Source organism: Streptomyces sp. NPDC050738 (assembly GCF_040654175.1).
In the GTDB taxonomy this organism is placed as follows: domain Bacteria; phylum Actinomycetota; class Actinomycetes; order Streptomycetales; family Streptomycetaceae; genus Streptomyces.
Genome location: NZ_JBFAHN010000004.1, coordinates 168,398 through 183,253, shown reverse-complemented (window position 1 = coordinate 183,253; position 14,856 = coordinate 168,398). Strand labels below are relative to the sequence as shown.

17 protein-coding genes are annotated in these 14,856 nt (G+C 70.7%); 8 read left to right on the top strand and 9 right to left on the bottom strand.

The window, feature by feature from the left end; translation table 11 throughout:
- Positions 1 to 36: 36 nt before the first annotated feature.
- The gene (locus AB0H78_RS12515; RefSeq protein ID WP_363234314.1) at positions 37 to 990 is read left to right on the top strand and encodes a 1-phosphofructokinase family hexose kinase; all 954 of its coding nucleotides are present in this window, start codon (positions 37 to 39) and stop codon (positions 988 to 990) included.
- On the opposite strand, the gene AB0H78_RS12510 is transcribed toward AB0H78_RS12515, so the two are convergent.
- Positions 977 to 1,921: a CBM35 domain-containing protein gene (locus tag AB0H78_RS12510; protein ID WP_363234313.1), complete on the bottom strand. Its 945-nt coding sequence runs from the start codon at positions 1,919 to 1,921 to the stop codon at positions 977 to 979. The two genes, AB0H78_RS12515 and AB0H78_RS12510, sit on opposite strands and share 14 nt — an antisense overlap.
- Positions 1,922 to 1,972: 51 nt before the next feature.
- On the bottom strand, positions 1,973 to 3,634 hold the full coding sequence (gene cdgB / locus AB0H78_RS12505; RefSeq protein WP_363234312.1) for a diguanylate cyclase CdgB: 1,662 nt from the start codon (positions 3,632 to 3,634) through the stop codon (positions 1,973 to 1,975).
- Between the two features lie 302 nt (positions 3,635 to 3,936).
- On the opposite strand from cdgB, the gene AB0H78_RS12500 reads away from it, so the two are divergent.
- The gene (locus AB0H78_RS12500) at positions 3,937 to 4,491 is read left to right on the top strand and encodes a flavin reductase family protein (protein WP_363234311.1); all 555 of its coding nucleotides are present in this window, start codon (positions 3,937 to 3,939) and stop codon (positions 4,489 to 4,491) included.
- On the opposite strand, the gene arfB is transcribed toward AB0H78_RS12500, so the two are convergent.
- Entirely contained in the window at positions 4,488 to 4,952 is a 465-nt protein-coding gene (gene arfB / locus AB0H78_RS12495) for an alternative ribosome rescue aminoacyl-tRNA hydrolase ArfB (RefSeq protein ID WP_363234310.1), read from the bottom strand. The genes AB0H78_RS12500 and arfB overlap by 4 nt on opposite strands.
- A 179-nt stretch (positions 4,953 to 5,131) precedes the next feature.
- Between arfB and AB0H78_RS12490 the strand changes: the two genes are divergently transcribed.
- Both AB0H78_RS12490 and AB0H78_RS12485 read left to right on the top strand, forming a co-directional pair.
- Positions 5,132 to 5,707 carry a TerD family protein gene (locus AB0H78_RS12490; protein WP_363234309.1) on the top strand — a complete coding sequence of 192 codons (576 nt, stop codon included), beginning with the start codon at positions 5,132 to 5,134 and terminating at the stop codon, positions 5,705 to 5,707.
- Positions 5,708 to 5,793: 86 nt separating this feature from the next.
- The gene (locus AB0H78_RS12485; RefSeq protein ID WP_363234308.1) at positions 5,794 to 6,801 is read left to right on the top strand and encodes a hypothetical protein; all 1,008 of its coding nucleotides are present in this window, start codon (positions 5,794 to 5,796) and stop codon (positions 6,799 to 6,801) included.
- Positions 6,802 to 6,808: 7 nt separating this feature from the next.
- On the opposite strand, the gene AB0H78_RS12480 is transcribed toward AB0H78_RS12485, so the two are convergent.
- The 5 genes from AB0H78_RS12480 to AB0H78_RS12460 form a co-directional block, all read right to left on the bottom strand.
- Positions 6,809 to 7,072, bottom strand: a complete 264-nt coding sequence (locus AB0H78_RS12480) for a hypothetical protein (protein ID WP_363234307.1) — start codon at positions 7,070 to 7,072, stop codon at positions 6,809 to 6,811.
- A 9-nt stretch (positions 7,073 to 7,081) separates the two neighbouring features.
- On the bottom strand, positions 7,082 to 8,215 hold the full coding sequence (locus AB0H78_RS12475) for a hypothetical protein (protein WP_363234306.1): 1,134 nt from the start codon (positions 8,213 to 8,215) through the stop codon (positions 7,082 to 7,084).
- Between the two features lie 33 nt (positions 8,216 to 8,248).
- On the bottom strand, positions 8,249 to 8,656 hold the full coding sequence (locus AB0H78_RS12470; RefSeq protein ID WP_363234305.1) for a hypothetical protein: 408 nt from the start codon (positions 8,654 to 8,656) through the stop codon (positions 8,249 to 8,251).
- Positions 8,657 to 8,991: 335 nt separating this feature from the next.
- Positions 8,992 to 9,597, bottom strand: a complete 606-nt coding sequence (locus tag AB0H78_RS12465; RefSeq protein ID WP_363234304.1) for an ankyrin repeat domain-containing protein — start codon at positions 9,595 to 9,597, stop codon at positions 8,992 to 8,994.
- 175 nt (positions 9,598 to 9,772) lie between these two features.
- On the bottom strand, positions 9,773 to 10,327 hold the full coding sequence (locus AB0H78_RS12460; protein WP_363234303.1) for a heme-binding protein: 555 nt from the start codon (positions 10,325 to 10,327) through the stop codon (positions 9,773 to 9,775).
- Positions 10,328 to 10,554: 227 nt separating this feature from the next.
- Here AB0H78_RS12460 and AB0H78_RS12455 point away from each other — a divergent pair, with 227 nt between their 5' ends.
- From AB0H78_RS12455 to AB0H78_RS12445, 3 genes are all read left to right on the top strand, one after another.
- On the top strand, positions 10,555 to 11,766 hold the full coding sequence (locus AB0H78_RS12455) for a sensor histidine kinase (protein ID WP_363234302.1): 1,212 nt from the start codon (positions 10,555 to 10,557) through the stop codon (positions 11,764 to 11,766).
- Positions 11,763 to 12,425, top strand: coding sequence for a response regulator transcription factor (locus tag AB0H78_RS12450; RefSeq protein ID WP_363234301.1), 663 nt, complete (start codon positions 11,763 to 11,765; stop codon positions 12,423 to 12,425). Before AB0H78_RS12455 ends, AB0H78_RS12450 begins: the two co-directional genes overlap by 4 nt.
- Before the next feature lie 123 nt (positions 12,426 to 12,548).
- Positions 12,549 to 13,046 (top strand): hypothetical protein, encoded by a 498-nt coding sequence (locus tag AB0H78_RS12445; protein ID WP_363234300.1) that lies wholly within the window; start codon positions 12,549 to 12,551, stop codon positions 13,044 to 13,046.
- 9 nt (positions 13,047 to 13,055) lie between these two features.
- Here AB0H78_RS12445 and AB0H78_RS12440 read toward each other — a convergent pair whose 3' ends face one another.
- Entirely contained in the window at positions 13,056 to 13,721 is a 666-nt protein-coding gene (locus AB0H78_RS12440) for a pentapeptide repeat-containing protein (protein ID WP_363234299.1), read from the bottom strand.
- Positions 13,722 to 13,814: 93 nt separating this feature from the next.
- Here AB0H78_RS12440 and AB0H78_RS12435 point away from each other — a divergent pair, with 93 nt between their 5' ends.
- Positions 13,815 to 14,816 carry a zinc-binding dehydrogenase gene (locus AB0H78_RS12435; protein ID WP_363234298.1) on the top strand — a complete coding sequence of 334 codons (1,002 nt, stop codon included), beginning with the start codon at positions 13,815 to 13,817 and terminating at the stop codon, positions 14,814 to 14,816.
- The last annotated feature ends 40 nt before the right edge of the window (positions 14,817 to 14,856 follow it).

The window sequence follows — 14,856 nt, the reverse complement described above, 5'->3', positions numbered from 1 at the left end:
CTGGGCCAACCGCTTCCGCTTTGACATGATCAGTCCGTGCTTCTGACCGTCACCCTGAACACCGCCCTCGACATCACCTACCGCGTCCCGGCGCTGGTCCCGCACGCGAGCCACCGCGTGGACGCCGTCACCGAACGCGCGGGCGGCAAGGGCCTGAACGTGGCCCGGGTGCTGGCCGCCCTCGGCCACGAGACGGTCGTCACCGGCTTCGCGGGCGGCGCCACGGGCGAGACGCTGCGGTCCCTTCTGGCAGCGGCACCGGTGACCGACGCGCTGGTCCACTCCAGCGGCACCACCCGCCGCACCATCGCGGTCGTCGACGCGGCGACCGGCGACACGACGCAGCTGAACGAGGCCGGGCCGCTGATCTCCGCCACGGAGTGGGAGATCTTCCTGGCCCGGTACGGCAAACTCCTGGCCGGCGCCTCGGCGGTGGCCCTGTGCGGCTCCCTGCCGCCGGGGGTGCCGGTCGGTGCGTACGCCCAACTCGTCCGCGAGGCCCGCACGGCGGGCGTCCCCGTCCTCCTGGACACCAGCGGCGAACCCCTGCGCCGTGGCATCGCGGCCCGCCCCGACCTGGTCAAGCCCAACGCGGACGAGCTGGCCCAACTGACCGGATCCCGCGACCCGTTGCGCGCCACGAACGACGCGCGACGCCGCGGCGCCCGTACGGTGGTCGCCTCGCTCGGCGCCGAGGGCATGCTCGCCGCGACCCCCGAGGGGACCTGGCAGGCGCTGCCGCCGGCCCGGCTGGCGGGCAATCCGACGGGCGCGGGCGACTCGGCGGTGGCGGGGCTGCTGTCGGGCCTCGTGGAGCAACTCCCGTGGCCCGAGCGGCTGTCGAGGGCCGTGGCGCTTTCGGCGGCGACGGTCGCGGCGCCGGTCGCGGGCGAATTCGACCGGAAAACCTACGAGGACCTGCTCCCTCGGGTGCAGGTCCTCGATGCGGCGTCCGGCACGGCGGCCGGCGGTACGGTCACTTCTTCGTGATCGCCAGCCAGTCGAGGATGGCGTTGCACTGATTGCCCGTCTCGCAGGAGATCTTGATCGTGTTCTCGCCCTGCTTGAGCTGCACCGGCGCCCAGGTGGTCTGCCAGTTCTTCGTCCAGTCCGCGTCCGTGGACTTTATGAAGTTCTTCAGACCGAGCGGCGAGCTGTTGGCCTTGTCGTTCACCGTCAGGGTGGCGTTGGCGTCGGCGGCCGGGATCGAGTAGCGCACGGACAGCTTGTACTCGCCCGCCTGCTCGACGTTCGCCTGCCACGTGACCGACGAGCCCACCGCGTTGAAGCCGTTGATGTACGCGCCGCCGGTGCCCTGCGCGCCCGTCACCGTCTTGTCGGTGATGGCGCCGCCGCCCAGCTTGAGCGTCGCCGCGTCCTGCTTGGGCAGCGGGGCTTCCGGCGACTGGGACGCGGGATCGGTGGGCTTCACCGACTGGCCGGTGTCGGAGGAGGCCGTGCTGCCGCTGCCTCCGGCCTTGTCCTTCGTGTCGTCGCCGCCGTTCATCAGCGCGACGGTGATGCCGATCACCACGACCACGACGACCGCGACCGCGCCCATCAGGATGCCCTTGTGGTTCGGGCCCCGGCCGCCGCCGTTGTCGTCGTCCTGGTAGCGCGGCTGCTGCGGCGGGACGCCGCCCCCGTAGGTCTCCGGGGCCGCGTACTGGGCGGTCGGCTGGGTGTACTGCTGCTGGCCGTACTGCTGCTGGTTCTGCTGCGGCTGCTGCTGGCCGTACTGGCGCTCGCCGACCGTGCGGACCTGGTTGTAAGAGGTCCTGGGCACCCCCGGCTGCTGCTGGCCGCCCGCAGACGGGCCCGGGTAGCCGTAGCCGCCGCCACCGGGCGGCGGGACGGCGCCTGCCGCACGGCCGTCCTCGTACAGGTAGCCGAACGGATCGTCGTCCTCGGGCGTGCTCATCCCTAGTACTCCTCACACATCGCTGACCCGGGGGAGCCTACCCCGTACGGATTAACCCGCCCGACGATGCACCTTCGCCCGGGAGCGCTTCTCCACATACATCCGCTGGTCAGCGGAGCGCAATACCTCTTCTACGGACATTCCGCACTCGGCCCATCCGATGCCGAAGCTCGCCCCGACGCGGACCGCGCGGCCGTCCACCCGTATCGGCGGAATGATCGCGTTCCGCAGGCGCACCGCCAGGTCGGCCGCGTCGGCCGCGCCCAGACCGTCCGCGAGGACCACGAACTCGTCGCCGCCGAGGCGGGCCACCGTGTCGCCGTCGCGCACGCCCGTCGTCAGGCGGCGGGCGACCTCGATGAGAACCGCGTCACCCGTGTGGTGGCCGAAGCGGTCGTTGATCGACTTGAAGCCGTCCAGGTCGCAGAAGAGGACCGCGAGGCCCTTCGTGCCGTCGTCGGGTGCGGTCGCCGAGGTCGAGGGGGCGATCGTGTGGACGTGGTGGTCGTACGGACTCGCGCCGGCCAGGCCCGTACCGAAGTCGAAGTCGTGCGTACGGGAGGCGGACTCCGCCGCTCCCCCTTCGTACGCAGCGTCCAACGCCTCTATGGCCGTCTCGCGCACCGCGTAGGGGCGCGCGCAGAGCCGGGAGCTCAGGCGCGAGCGGAGCTCGGCGCTGTTCGGCAGCCCGGTCAGCGCGTCGTGCGAGGCGCGGTGCGCCAGGTGCAGTTCGTGGCGCTTGCGCTCCTCGATGTCCTCGACGTGGGTGAGGAGGAAGCGGGGGCCGTCGGCGGTGTCGGCGACCACGGAGTTGCGCAGCGAGACCCAGACGTACGTCCCGTCGCGCCGCCCGAGCCGCAGCTCGGCCCTGCCGCCCTCGGCGGAGGTGCGCAGCAGCGTGCCCACGTCCTCGGGGTGGACCAGGTCGGCGAAGGAGTACCGGCGCATCGCGGCGGCGGGGCGGCCCAGGAGGCGGCAGAGCGCGTCGTTCGTACGGAGCAGACGGCCGTGCTGGTCGCCGCCCATCTCCGCGATGGCCATGCCGCTCGGTGCGTACTCGAAGGCCTGCCGGAAGGACTCCTCGCTGGCGCGCAGCGCCTGCTGCTCGCGCTCCAGGCGGACCAGGGCGCGCTGCATGTTGGCGCGCAGCCGGGCGTTCGAGATGGCGATGGCCGCCTGGGAGGCGTACATCTGCAGCGCTTCCTGGCCCCAGGGGCCGGGACGGCGGCCGCCGCGCGGGCGGTCGACGGAGATGACGCCGAGGAGCTCGCGGCCGCTGCCCGATGCGTACATCGGGGCGTAGAGGCGGTCGCGCGGGTGCCACTCGTCCTCGAAGCGGGGCTCGGGGCCGTCGGTGTGCCACTGCGGCACGTCGTCCTCTATGAGGACCCAGCCCTCGGTGTGCGGGATGAAGACGAGATCGCCCCAGGCGTCGCCCATGGAGAGGCGGCGCTCCCAGGAGGTGCGGGAGCCGACGCGGCCGGTGATCAGGGCCTCGGCCGCGGTGGATCCGGCGAAGGCGGCGACGACGAGGTCACCGTCGGGGCGGACGAGGTTGACACAGGCCAGTTCGTAGCCGAGTCCTGCGGTGATGCCGTCGGCGACGACCTGGAGGGTGTCCGCCAGGCTCCGGGCCGTATTGAGGTCGGTGACCACCTGGTGCAGCTGACGCAGGGTGGCAAGGCGGACGTAAGGCTCCGACTCGGTCTCCATCACTCGCACCCCCCGAGACCTCGACAGCAACTCCTGGGTTCTGAACGGCACTCTTGTTGCAGCTTCACGGCCACTGAATCACAGGGAGCTGTCCACCCGGTACACAGGGTCAACAAATATTGGCGTACGTGACTCAAGTCACATCAGGGGATGAAGGGTTCGAGGTGGGAAATGGGAGCGCTCCATCGGTTTCTTGAACGCAAGTCAGCCATATATTGACCAGAAATCAACGGGTCCTAGGACTTGGGACCGGGCCCAGCGCCCGATGTGTCGCTATACCACCCGGCACTAGCGTTTCCTCTGTGCTTCAGACAACCCCTGCCCCGCGAACCGAAACCGTCCCCCATCCTGAGGGGGTGAGCAACGAGGAGTTCCGCGCCGCCATGTCGCGGCTCGCCGCCGGAGTGGTGCTGGTCACCGCGCACGACCCCGACGACGGACCGCGCGGCGAAGACGTGGGCATGACGGCGACCGCGTTCCTTTCGGTGTCGCTGGAGCCGCCACTGGTGATGGTGTCGGTGCGCAACGGCTCGCGCATGGACGACCTGCTGGCCGAGCAGCCCCTCTGGGCGGCCTCGCTCCTCGCCGAGAGCCAGCGCCACATCGCGGGACGCTTCGCGATGAAGGGCCGCATCAGCGACCGGCTGCTCTTCGAGGACATCCCCTACGCCCGGGGCAAGGAGTCGGGGGCACCGCTGGTGGGCGGCGCGCTGGCGACGCTGGAGTGCCGTACGGAGAAGCGTGTGGAGGCCGGGGATCACACCCTGGTCATAGGACGGGTCCTCACCGCGGACCTGCCGAGCGCGGAGGGCGGCCCGCTGACGTACTTCCGGGGGCGTTACCGTCAGCTGGGCTAGTCCCAGCCGCTTCCCGTGCGGCCGCGCTTGGTGTCGCTGCGCTGCTTCTTGTTCCGCAGACGGCGTTCGTTGATGCCCCGGGGGATCTTCGTGGCGCGGCGCGGCTTGGGCGGGGGCGCGGTCGCCTCGGCGAGGAGGGACGCCAGGCGCACCAGGGCCATCTCGCGGTTGCGCCACTGCGAGCGGTGCTCCGAGGCCCGTACGGAGATGACGCCGCCGACCAGCCGCGAGGCGAGCCGCTCCAGCGCCCGGTCCTTCCAGACCTCGGGCAGCGCCTCGGTCTTGGCTAGGTCGAAGCGGAGCTCCACCTGGGAGTCACTGGTGTTCACATGCTGGCCGCCAGGGCCCGAGGAGCGCGAGAAACGCCACATGAGCTCGGCCTCGGGAAGTGAGACGGAGCCTCGGATACTGTGTTTTCCCGGGGGTGGGCCCCCGGACCCCCTGAGTTCGCGACCGGACATGTGCACCATGGTCGCCTGTCCGGGCCCGTCCCGTCACCCTGTTTCTTCCGTCCGGGTCACAGGGGTAAAGAAAGTAAAGGGCGTCAGGAACCTCTCGGTCCCCTCCCTGCGTTATGTCAGGTGACGGTAGCTTCGTGACCGCACGGAGCCCGTACACCAAGACGGAAAGGGACCATCCCATGGCTGTAAGCCTGTCCAAGGGCGGCAACGTCTCCCTCACCAAGGAGGCCCCGGGCCTGACCGCCGTCACGGTCGGCCTCGGCTGGGACGTCCGCTCGACCACCGGTACCGACTTCGACCTCGACGCCTCGGCGATCGCGGTGAACACGGCCGGCAAGGTCTTCTCCGACGCCCACTTCGTCTTCTTCAACAACAAGGCGACGCCGGACCAGACCATCGTCCACACCGGTGACAACGTCACGGGCCAGGGCGACGGCGACGACGAGCAGATCAAGGTCAACCTGGCCGGTCTGCCCGCCGACATCGAGAAGATCGTCTTCCCGGTCTCGATCTACGACGCCGAGAACCGCTCGCAGAACTTCGGCCAGGTGCGGAACGCCTTCATCCGCATCATCAACCAGGCCGGCGAGGCGGAGATCGCCCGCTACGACCTGAGCGAGGACGCCGCCACGGAGACCGCCATGGTCTTCGGCGAGCTCTACCGCAACGGCGCGGAGTGGAAGTTCCGCGCGGTCGGCCAGGGCTACGCCTCGGGCCTGACCGGCATCGCCCAGGACTTCGGCGTCAACGTCTGATGTTCTGACGGTCGCCGCGCATCGGCGGACCGCCCCTGAGCCCCTGGCAGCTTGCCGGGGGCTCAGGTGTTCCTGAGGGGGGAACTGTGATCGTTCGGAAGACGACGGGTGAGGCGCAGTCGCTGATGTGGGACGGCGACGATCTGGTCGATGTGGTCGGCGGCCGCCGGTGGGGTCCCGATGGTGTGGAGCATCGCGCCCCGCTTGTCCATGGGCTGCCCTTCGACCGGGGGCTCGTCTCCTCGTCGGGCCGCTTCACGGTGGTGTACGCCGAGCGCGGCACCGAGGCGCTGCTGCTCGACGGCGGCCGCCCTGTCCGTGAGTTGGGCCGCAGTCGCGACCACGCAGAAGATTCCGATTACCCGGTGGCGCTCGGGACGCTGCGGGACGGCCGCGAGGTCCTGGTGCACTGCCCGGATGAGTACAACGTCCTGGAGATCGAGGATGCGGAGTCAGGTGAGCGGCTGACCCTGGGTGAGCGCACTCCTCGGGACGTCTTCCACTCGCGCCTGGCGGTGAGTCCGGACGGGACACACCTGCTGTCGGCGGGCTGGTTTTGGCATCCGTTCGGGGTCGTCGAGGTGTTCGATCTCGACCAGGCGCTGACGGACCCTGCCGTACTCGATGGCCGCGGCGTACTCCCCATGTCCCCGGCCACCGACGCCGAGGTGGTTTCGGCCTGCTGGCTCGACGGTGATCGTCTGGCCGTGGCGACAGGGGAGGAGCCCCTCGACGATGACGAGTCTCCCGCCCTGGGCCCACAGCGGTTGGCGGTGTGGTCGCTCTCCGAGAGCCGATGGCTCCGTCGAAGCCGTACCGCCCTCGCCATCGGCACACTCCTCGCACGCGGCGACACGGTCATCTCGCTGTACGGCCATCCGACGCTGATCGACGTCGACACGGGTGCTGTGATGGCGGAATGGCCCGATGTCGAGGTGCCGCACAAGGACAGGAGCTACGGGGTCGACGATCTCCCGTCGCCTGTCGCTGCCCTGCACCCCGACGGAACCCGCCTGGCGGTCGCTCAGCCGGAAGGCATCGCGCTCATCGACCTTCCCGGAAGAGGCGGATCGCAGGTGCCGCCCCGGGACTGAACACCGCTCAGAGCGCTTCCACCGCGGCCATCAGCGGGAGAGGCGCGACGGCCAGCGCCATCGCCCCAGCCGCCAGGCCGCCGCGGATCTCGCGCTGGGCGCGGATGCCCAGGACGGCCGCGACCGGCGACAGCAGGAACAGCGCCAGATAGCTCCAGTGCCAGCCCTCGTCGACGGTCAGGAAGATGCCCAGCGCCGGGTAGGCGACTGCGGCGACGACCGTGAGATTACGGACTCGGGAGAGCCAGAGGTCGAGATCGCCGACGTCCATGAACTGCACTCAGACCGCCCTGTGGTCGTAGCCGGCCGAGTCCACCTCGGGGAAACCGTCCGCCGCCGAGAAGCCGTTGACCGCCGCCGACATGGCCAGGGCGAGTGCGCTCAGGGCGCTCGCCATCGTGTCGAACGCCTTGGCCGCCTCGGCCCACAGCTGCATGATCCGGATGGCTTCCGCGGCGCACAGCGCGAACATCGCGATCGATGCCGCCTGGCCGCCGATCGGGATCAGGTTGACGGCCTCCGCGGCGGCCAGGTTCACCAGCCAGATCACCAGCATGTCCGAGAACATCACGATGAACGATTTGAGGAACTCGGCGAACTGGAAGGCCAGTTGGGCACCTTCGGCATAGCACTGGCGGAGTGATTCGAAGGTTTCCTTGAACTCGCCGAGCTTCTGCATGAACTCGTCGAAGTAGACGGTCGCGGCGTCCGCCGCGTTTCCGTCCCAGGTGATGCCGACGTTGTTGGTGCCCTTCTTCACGTTCGCGGACACCGACTCGCAGAACGATCCGAGATTGCTCCAGATCTCCGCGCAGTCGTTGTAGTTGTTCCAGTCCCCCACGATCCAGTTCGTCACTTCGCCGAAGGGGTCGAAGTCGAAGAGGAGTTTGGAGGCCTCCACCGCCATCGCCGAGGGGCTGCCCAGGTCGAGGATGGAGCCCAGGGTCTTCTGGACCGGGCTCATCTTGTACTCGTCGACGTGCCCCATGGCGTACTTGACGATCGGGTTGCTGGGGTCGCCCGGCTTCTTCAGTACGTCCGCCGCGTCGCTCGTATCGGCGAAGTCGTCCGCACCGCCGCCGTCCCCCTGCCCGCCGCCCACCTTGGACCCCGGGTAGGTGGCGTCGAGCTTCGCCGCCGCGCCGCGGTCCGTCGTGCGGTAGTACGCGGCCGCCTTGGCCAGTTCGCGGCCCGAGGCGTCGAGGACCTTCTGGGCCTTGCCGAGGGCCTTTTTCGCCTCGCTCACATAGTGGTCGTGGTCGCCCGCCACCATGTCGAAGAGGTGACCGCCGCCCGCCCTGTCGATCTGGGCGGAGTCCACGTACGAAACCGCCTGCGTGCTGTTCTCCGCGGCGCGCGACACGAGCTTCGAGAAGCCGTCAATCGCTCCCGGCTCGACCTGAAAATCTGGCATTTCAGCTCATTCCCCCGTAGTGGCACGTCATCGTCAGTACGCCGACCAGCCGCGGCCGTCGTGCCGGGACTTGGTGCCGCCGTCCCTGAGCGCGGTGCGGCGCTCCTCGTCGATCTCTGCCTGTGCCGCGGCGATCTGGCGTTCGCCCTCGGCCGCCAGCTCCGCCCGCTCCGCTTCGGAGAGCGCGGCCCACCGTGCGGTCATGGGCGCCGCCTGCGTGAGGATCTCCTCGGAGTACGCCGACACCCGTGCCGCGTCCCGCAGGCTGGAGCGCCCGGCGAGCACGTCCTGGGCCATCTCCTTGAGCGCGTCACCGCCGCGCCCCGAGGAGAGCTCCTCCAGGGACTTGCGCAGCAGGCGCGCCTGCGCGGGGTCCTGCCTGGTCATCTCCAGCAATTCGGAGTCGTCGAATCGCTCCGGAGACCCGGGGCCCTCGCTCATACGCCCTCCCGGTGCGGCGGTTCGGTCGTGCTGCTGACACCGGAAACCTACCCAGCTCCCGGGCACAGCTCCAGTACACCCCCGTCACAGATACGTCACTGAAGTGAGCGTCAAATGTCCGCCAAAAGGTCCCCATGAGTCCGCCAGGGAACGGCGATGCCCAACAGGCGTACGCCTGCGGGCAGTCGGGGGGTGTCGCCCGGGGCGAGGTCCACGGCCTCGATGCCGTCCCGGAAACCGTCGCGTCCAAAGCCCGCCCGTGACATACGCCACGCGGCGGCCGGAGGAGACCGCGGCGTTCTAGCCGGCGGCCTGGACCGCGGCGGCCCTACGGGTCATTCCGCGGCCCTGAGCAGGGCCGCGATCTCCTCGAAGCCGCGCCGTTCGGCGTGGACCAGGGCGGTGACGCCGTCTCCGTCCGGGAGGCCGGGGGTGGCGCCTGCGGCGAGCAGGATCTCCACGACCTGCCGGTGCGCGCTGCCCCCGTCGCCGAGGATCACCGCCTCCAACAGGGCAGTCCAGCCAAGGCGGTTGACGTGGTTCACGTCGATGTCCGTCTCGGCCAGGACGGCCTTCACGTAACGGACGTGTCCGCGCTCGGACGCCGGGATGACCGAGACGCCGCCGAATCGGTTGCGCAGGGTCAGGTCGGGGCCGGCCGGCAGCAGCGTCCGCATCATGGCGACGCTGCCCGTCACTCCGGTGACCAGCCAGGCGCTGTCCTCACGGGTGTCCTGGGCGTTGACGTCCGCACCGGCGGCGACCAGGATCCCGGCCGCCGCCACGTGGTCGCCGAGCGAGGCGATCAGCAGCGGGGTGCGCAGGTCGGTGTCGCGGGCCTCGGTGCGGGCCCCTGCGTCGAGCGCGGCACGCACCGCGTCGGCGTCGCCGCGGTCGGCGGCGGTCAGCAGGGCGCGGTCGGCTTCGCTGAGGGAGGGCATGTCAGTACTCCTGGGACAGTCCTGGACAGGTCGTCGGGTGGGCGCCCGGCGGGCACGACACGGCCCGGCCCGGGAAATGCGGACCGGCGGCACAGGGTACGGGGGAGAACCATGCGCCGCCGGAGTCTGTGGGGGCGCTCCTGGGAGCGCCCCGTCAGGGCAGGACCTGCGGGACCTACTTGTTGAGCTCGGCCACGCCGGCCTGGGCGAACTTCTCGTCCTGGTCGCCGGAGGGCGCACCGGCGACACCGATGCCCGCGATCGGGGCGCCCTTCGAGGTGACGGGCGCGCCGCCGCCGAGGAAGAGGGTGCCGGGGATGTCCTTCAGCGTCGGGGCCTTCTCGAGGCGCTTGGCCAGCTCGGAGGTCGGGGCGTTCCAGGAGACGGCGGTGAACGCCTTCTTCTCGGCGGCCTCGAAGGCCTGCGGGCCGGCGCCGTCGCCGCGCATCGTCAGGATGGTGCGGCCGTCACGGTCGACGACCGCGACGGAGACCTTCTGGTTGTCCTTCTTCGCGGCGTCGAGCGCGGCCTCGGCAGCCTTGGTGGCGGCCTCCAGCGTCAGGTGCGTCGTGGTCGCGGTGTTCTTGTTCTTGGCGTCGGCGGCGACGGCGGCGGGAGCGGCGGCCGGGCCGGCGGCGCTCGCGGTGACCGCACCGAAGGTGCCGGCCGCGACGGCGGCGAGAACGGCGCCGGAGGTGATGACGGTCGAGCGGCGCGAAAGCTTCTGCATGGTGACTCCTGGGGAGAGCGAGATGTGGACGGTGGTTCCTTCTGCTCTCCATCCTGGGTCCGGAACCGGCCCCCACCCGTCGACGTTCCGGCTGCTCACGGGCTGCCGAGCGGCCGACCCCGGGGTCATCCGATCGGTTGACCCCGGGGGCGGCCGACCGCATGACAATGGGAGTGTTTGCCCAGATCGGAGCCGCAGCGAGAGCCGCAGAGGGAGGTGCAGTGGCCATGCCCGAGATCCAGCGCACGAACACCGACGGAAGCTACGACGTGGACGCCCGGCGCCTCACCACCGTCATGCACGCCGCGTTCTTCCTGCTGCTGGCCGTGGCCCTGGCCCGCTTCCTGCTGCGCCACCCCGGAGGCGCCGCCCGCACCCCGTGGATCATCGCGCTGACCGTCGTCGTGGCACTGGTCTACGTCGTCGGGCTCGTACGCGGCACCACGCAGCGCCCCCTGGCGGAGCAACGACTGTGGCTGACGCTGGTGGTCGCCGTGTGGGTGGTGCTCGTCGTGCTGGCGCCCAGTTTCGCCTGGTGCGCGGTGCCCCTCTTCTACACGGGCCTGCGCATGCTGCCGACCCGTGCGGCCCTGATCCTGGTCGCCCTGCTGACCGGTTTGGTGATCGCCGCCCAGCTGCGGCTCGCGGGCCGCTGGGACCCGGATCTGGTGCTCGGCCCGCCCGCGGTCGGACTGATCGCCACGGCCGTGTTCCTCACGATGGAACGGCAGGCGGCACGCCAGCGCATCCTGATCGACGACCTGATCCGTACGCGCAGGGAGCTCGCCGCCTCCGAGCGGCGCGAGGGGACGCTCGCGGAGCGCCAGCGCCTCTCCATGGAGATCCACGACACCCTCGCGCAGGGCCTGTCCAGCCAGCAGATGCTGCTGCAGGCCGCCGAGCGGGTGTGGGTGTCGGATCCCGGCAAGGCGCGGGGGCATGTCCGTACCGCGGAGTCCGTCGCCGAGCACAACCTCACCGAGGCCCGCCGCTTCGTGCACGACCTGGCCCCCGCCGACCTCGCCCACGGCCTGGAGGAGGCGCTGCGCGCCGTCGCGGCCCGCGGGTCCGGCGACTCCCTCACCGTCCGCGTCCATGTCGACGACGGCGGGCGCACCCCGCGGCTGCCCGACCGGGTCCAGTCGGCGCTGCTGCGCATCGCGCAGGGCGCGCTGGCGAACGTACGGGAGCACTCCGGCGCCACCACCGCCGCCATCACCCTCACCCTGCTCGACGACCAGGCGCTCCTGGACGTCGCCGACGACGGCCACGGCTTCGACCCGGCGTCGCTGCCGGATTCGCCCTCCGGCGTACGCGGCCACGGGGTCCCCGCGATCCGGGCCCGGGTCCGCCAGCTGGGCGGCACCCTGGCCATCGAGTCGGCGCCCGGCGAGGGCACGGTCCTGTCGGCAGCAATCCCTTTGGAGCCCCGAGCATGAGCAGCGCCCCGAGCACCCCGAGCACTCCGAGCACCCCGATTCGCATCCTGCTGTGCGACGACCACGTGGTCGTACGCGCGGGACTGCTCGCCCTCCTGGACAGCGCCGACGGCATCGAGGTCGTCGGCGAGGCGGGCACGGGCGAGGAGGCCATCGCGCTCGTCGCCAAGGTCGCCCCGGACGTGGTCCTGATGGACCTCCAGCTCGGCGAGGGCATCGACGGGGTGGAGACCACGCGCCGGCTCACCTCGGGCCCGGCGCCCACGCCGCACGTGCTGGTCCTCACCACGTACGACACCGATGCCGACATCACCCGTGCCATCGAGGCGGGCGCGACGGGCTATCTGCTGAAGGCGGAGCGGCCCGAGGAGCTGTTCTCGGCGATCCAGGCGGCGGCGCAGGGTCGTACGACGCTCTCCGCGCCGGTCGCCAGCCGCGTCATGGCCAATATGCGCAAGCCGCGGCCCACCCTGACCGACCGCGAGCGCGACATCCTCGCGCAGCTCGCGCACGGTCTGGGCAACCGGGAGATCGCCAAGGCCCTGTTCATCAGCGAGGCCACGGTCAAGACCCACCTGGGGCGGATCTACGACAAGCTCGGGGTCGATACGCGGGCGGGCGCGGTGTCGGTGGCGAAGGAGCAGCGGCTGCTGCCCTAGGGAGGGCTGCTGCCCTAGGGAGGGCTGCTGCCCTAGGGAGGGCTGCTGCCCTAGGGAGGGCTGCTGCCCTAGGGAGGGCTGCTGCCGCGATCAGGGGGCGGGCGGCGTGGGACCATCGGTGACGTGCTCGACATCGGCTACTCCCTCTCGCGTCGCTTCCCCGACCCCCCGCAGACCGACTACCGCCGTGCGGACGTCCGCGCGCTGCGCCACGACCTCTTCTGCGGGGACGTGTATCTCGCCGACACCAAGGCGGACCGGGAAGTGTCCACAGCCTGGGGATGGGTTCCGGTGCTCGACTTCGCGTGGGCGCTGTGCGACATCGTCGAGGAGATCGACCGGGATCCGCGCGGCAGCCGGTCGGCCAACCGTCAGTACTCCGAGATCGACTTCACCGAGTCCACGGACCGGATGATCTTCGAGCGGCGCTTCGGGTGGGTGGATGTGGAGGCCGACTGGATGGATGCGGAGGAGGCTCCGCTCACGTTCGGGTTCCGGTTGCTGCGGCGTGAGGCGCGGGACTTTCTGCACGATCTGATCGCGGACCTGGCCGACATGCACGAAGGTCTGGGCGACAACCCGGCGATCTGGGCCCTGCAGGCCAAGTTCCCCCGCCTCTGAGCGGGGGGATCAGTTCTCCACTCGTACTCCGATCTGGGCCGCGAACGAGGGGGCCAGGTCCATCAGTTGGGTGGGGCTGATCACCGCGCCCGACAGCCGGTCCACACCCCTCGCGATGTCCAGCACCGCCGTCGTGCGCAGGTCCACGTCCTTCAGCCTCGCCCCGCTGAAGTCCGCCCGGCGCAGCTCGCAGCCCGCGAACTCCACGCGCTCCAGCTGCGCCGAACCGAAGTCCGGCTCGGAGAGCACGCAGCCCTCGAAGGTGACGTCCTTCAGGCGGGCCTCGCGGAGGTTCAGATAGTCGATCTTGCCGCCGCGCACCACCACCCGCTCCAGGACCGCCCCGTGCATCTGCACCCCGCCCAGGCGCGCGTCCACCACCTCCACGTCCCGCAGCGAGGCCCCCGCCAGGTCCGTGCCGACGCCCTTGATCCCTGTCAGTACGGAGTCGATGAAGCGGGCCCGGACCAGATGCGCCTCGTCCAGCGCGCACTCGGTCACCGCGCAGTCCATGAAGCGGGCCCCCGCCCCGTCCTGGCCCGTGAAGTCCTCGCCCCGGAACTCCAGGCCGTCGTAGTCCCCGTCCGGTTCGAGTCCACGGCCGCTGTACGGGCTCAGCGGGGGAAGCCGCACCTCGGGGCGTCTGATCACGGGAGTCTTCTTGCGCGCTGCCATGTGTCCATGCTGGACCACACCACTGACAACGGCGCCCACCGGTAACGGTGCGCTCCTTGACCTCAAGCAGACTTGAGGTAGCACGCTGCCCCCATGAGAGCGATACGACTGCACGCATTCGGCCCGGCGGAGAACCTCACCTACGAGACGGTGGCGGACCCCGTACCGGGCGCCGGCCAGGTCCGGATCAAGGTTGCCGCCTCCGGCGTCCACCTCATCGACACCGCCCTGCGCGAGGGAATCCCCGGCCCGTTCCCCACGCTGCCCGAACTGCCGACCATCCCCGGCCGCGAGGTCGCGGGCGTGGTGGACGCGGTCGGCGAGGGCGCGGACCCTGCCCTGCTCGGCAAACGGGTCGTGGCGCACCTCGGCACGAACCCGGGCGGTTACGCCGAGCTCGCGGTCACCGCCGCCGCCCAACTCCACGAACTCCCCGACCAGTTGGGCGACGCCGAAGCGGTCGCGATGATCGGCACAGGACGCACCACCCTGGGCATCCTCCAGTTCGCCGGCCTGGACGCCGACAGCATCGCGATCGTCCCGGCGGCGGCGGGCGGCATCGGCACGCTCCTGGTGCAGTACGCGAAGAACCAGGGGGCCACCGTCATCGCCCTGGCCGGCGGCCCGGCGAAGACCGCCCGCACCCAGGAGAACGGCGCCGACCTCTCCGTCGACTACACCGACCCCAACTGGCCCTCGCTCGTCCGCACTTACCTCGCCGGCCGCACCGCCACCGTCGTCTTCGACTCCGTCGGCGGCATCACCGCCCGCGCCGCCGTGGACCTCCTCGGCAAGGGCGGCAGGCATCTGGTCTTCGGCTGGTCGGGCCAGGGCCTCCATGACGGCTCCCCGCTCTCCTTCACGGAGGACGAACTCGCGGAGCGCGGGATCACCTCCCAGTTCGTACTGGGCCCCGCGATGCTCAAGGCGGCAGGCCCCGGCGGCATCCGCACCCTGGAGACCCGCGCCCTCACCGAGGCCGCAACAGGCCGCCTGCGCCCGGCAGTTCAGCGCTACCCGCTGTCGAACGCCGCCGAAGCACACCGCGCACTGGAGTCACGGGGCACGATGGGCAAGGTGATCCTGACCCCCTGAAACGCACTCGCCCCACCTTCCCCACGGTTGTCACGCCCGC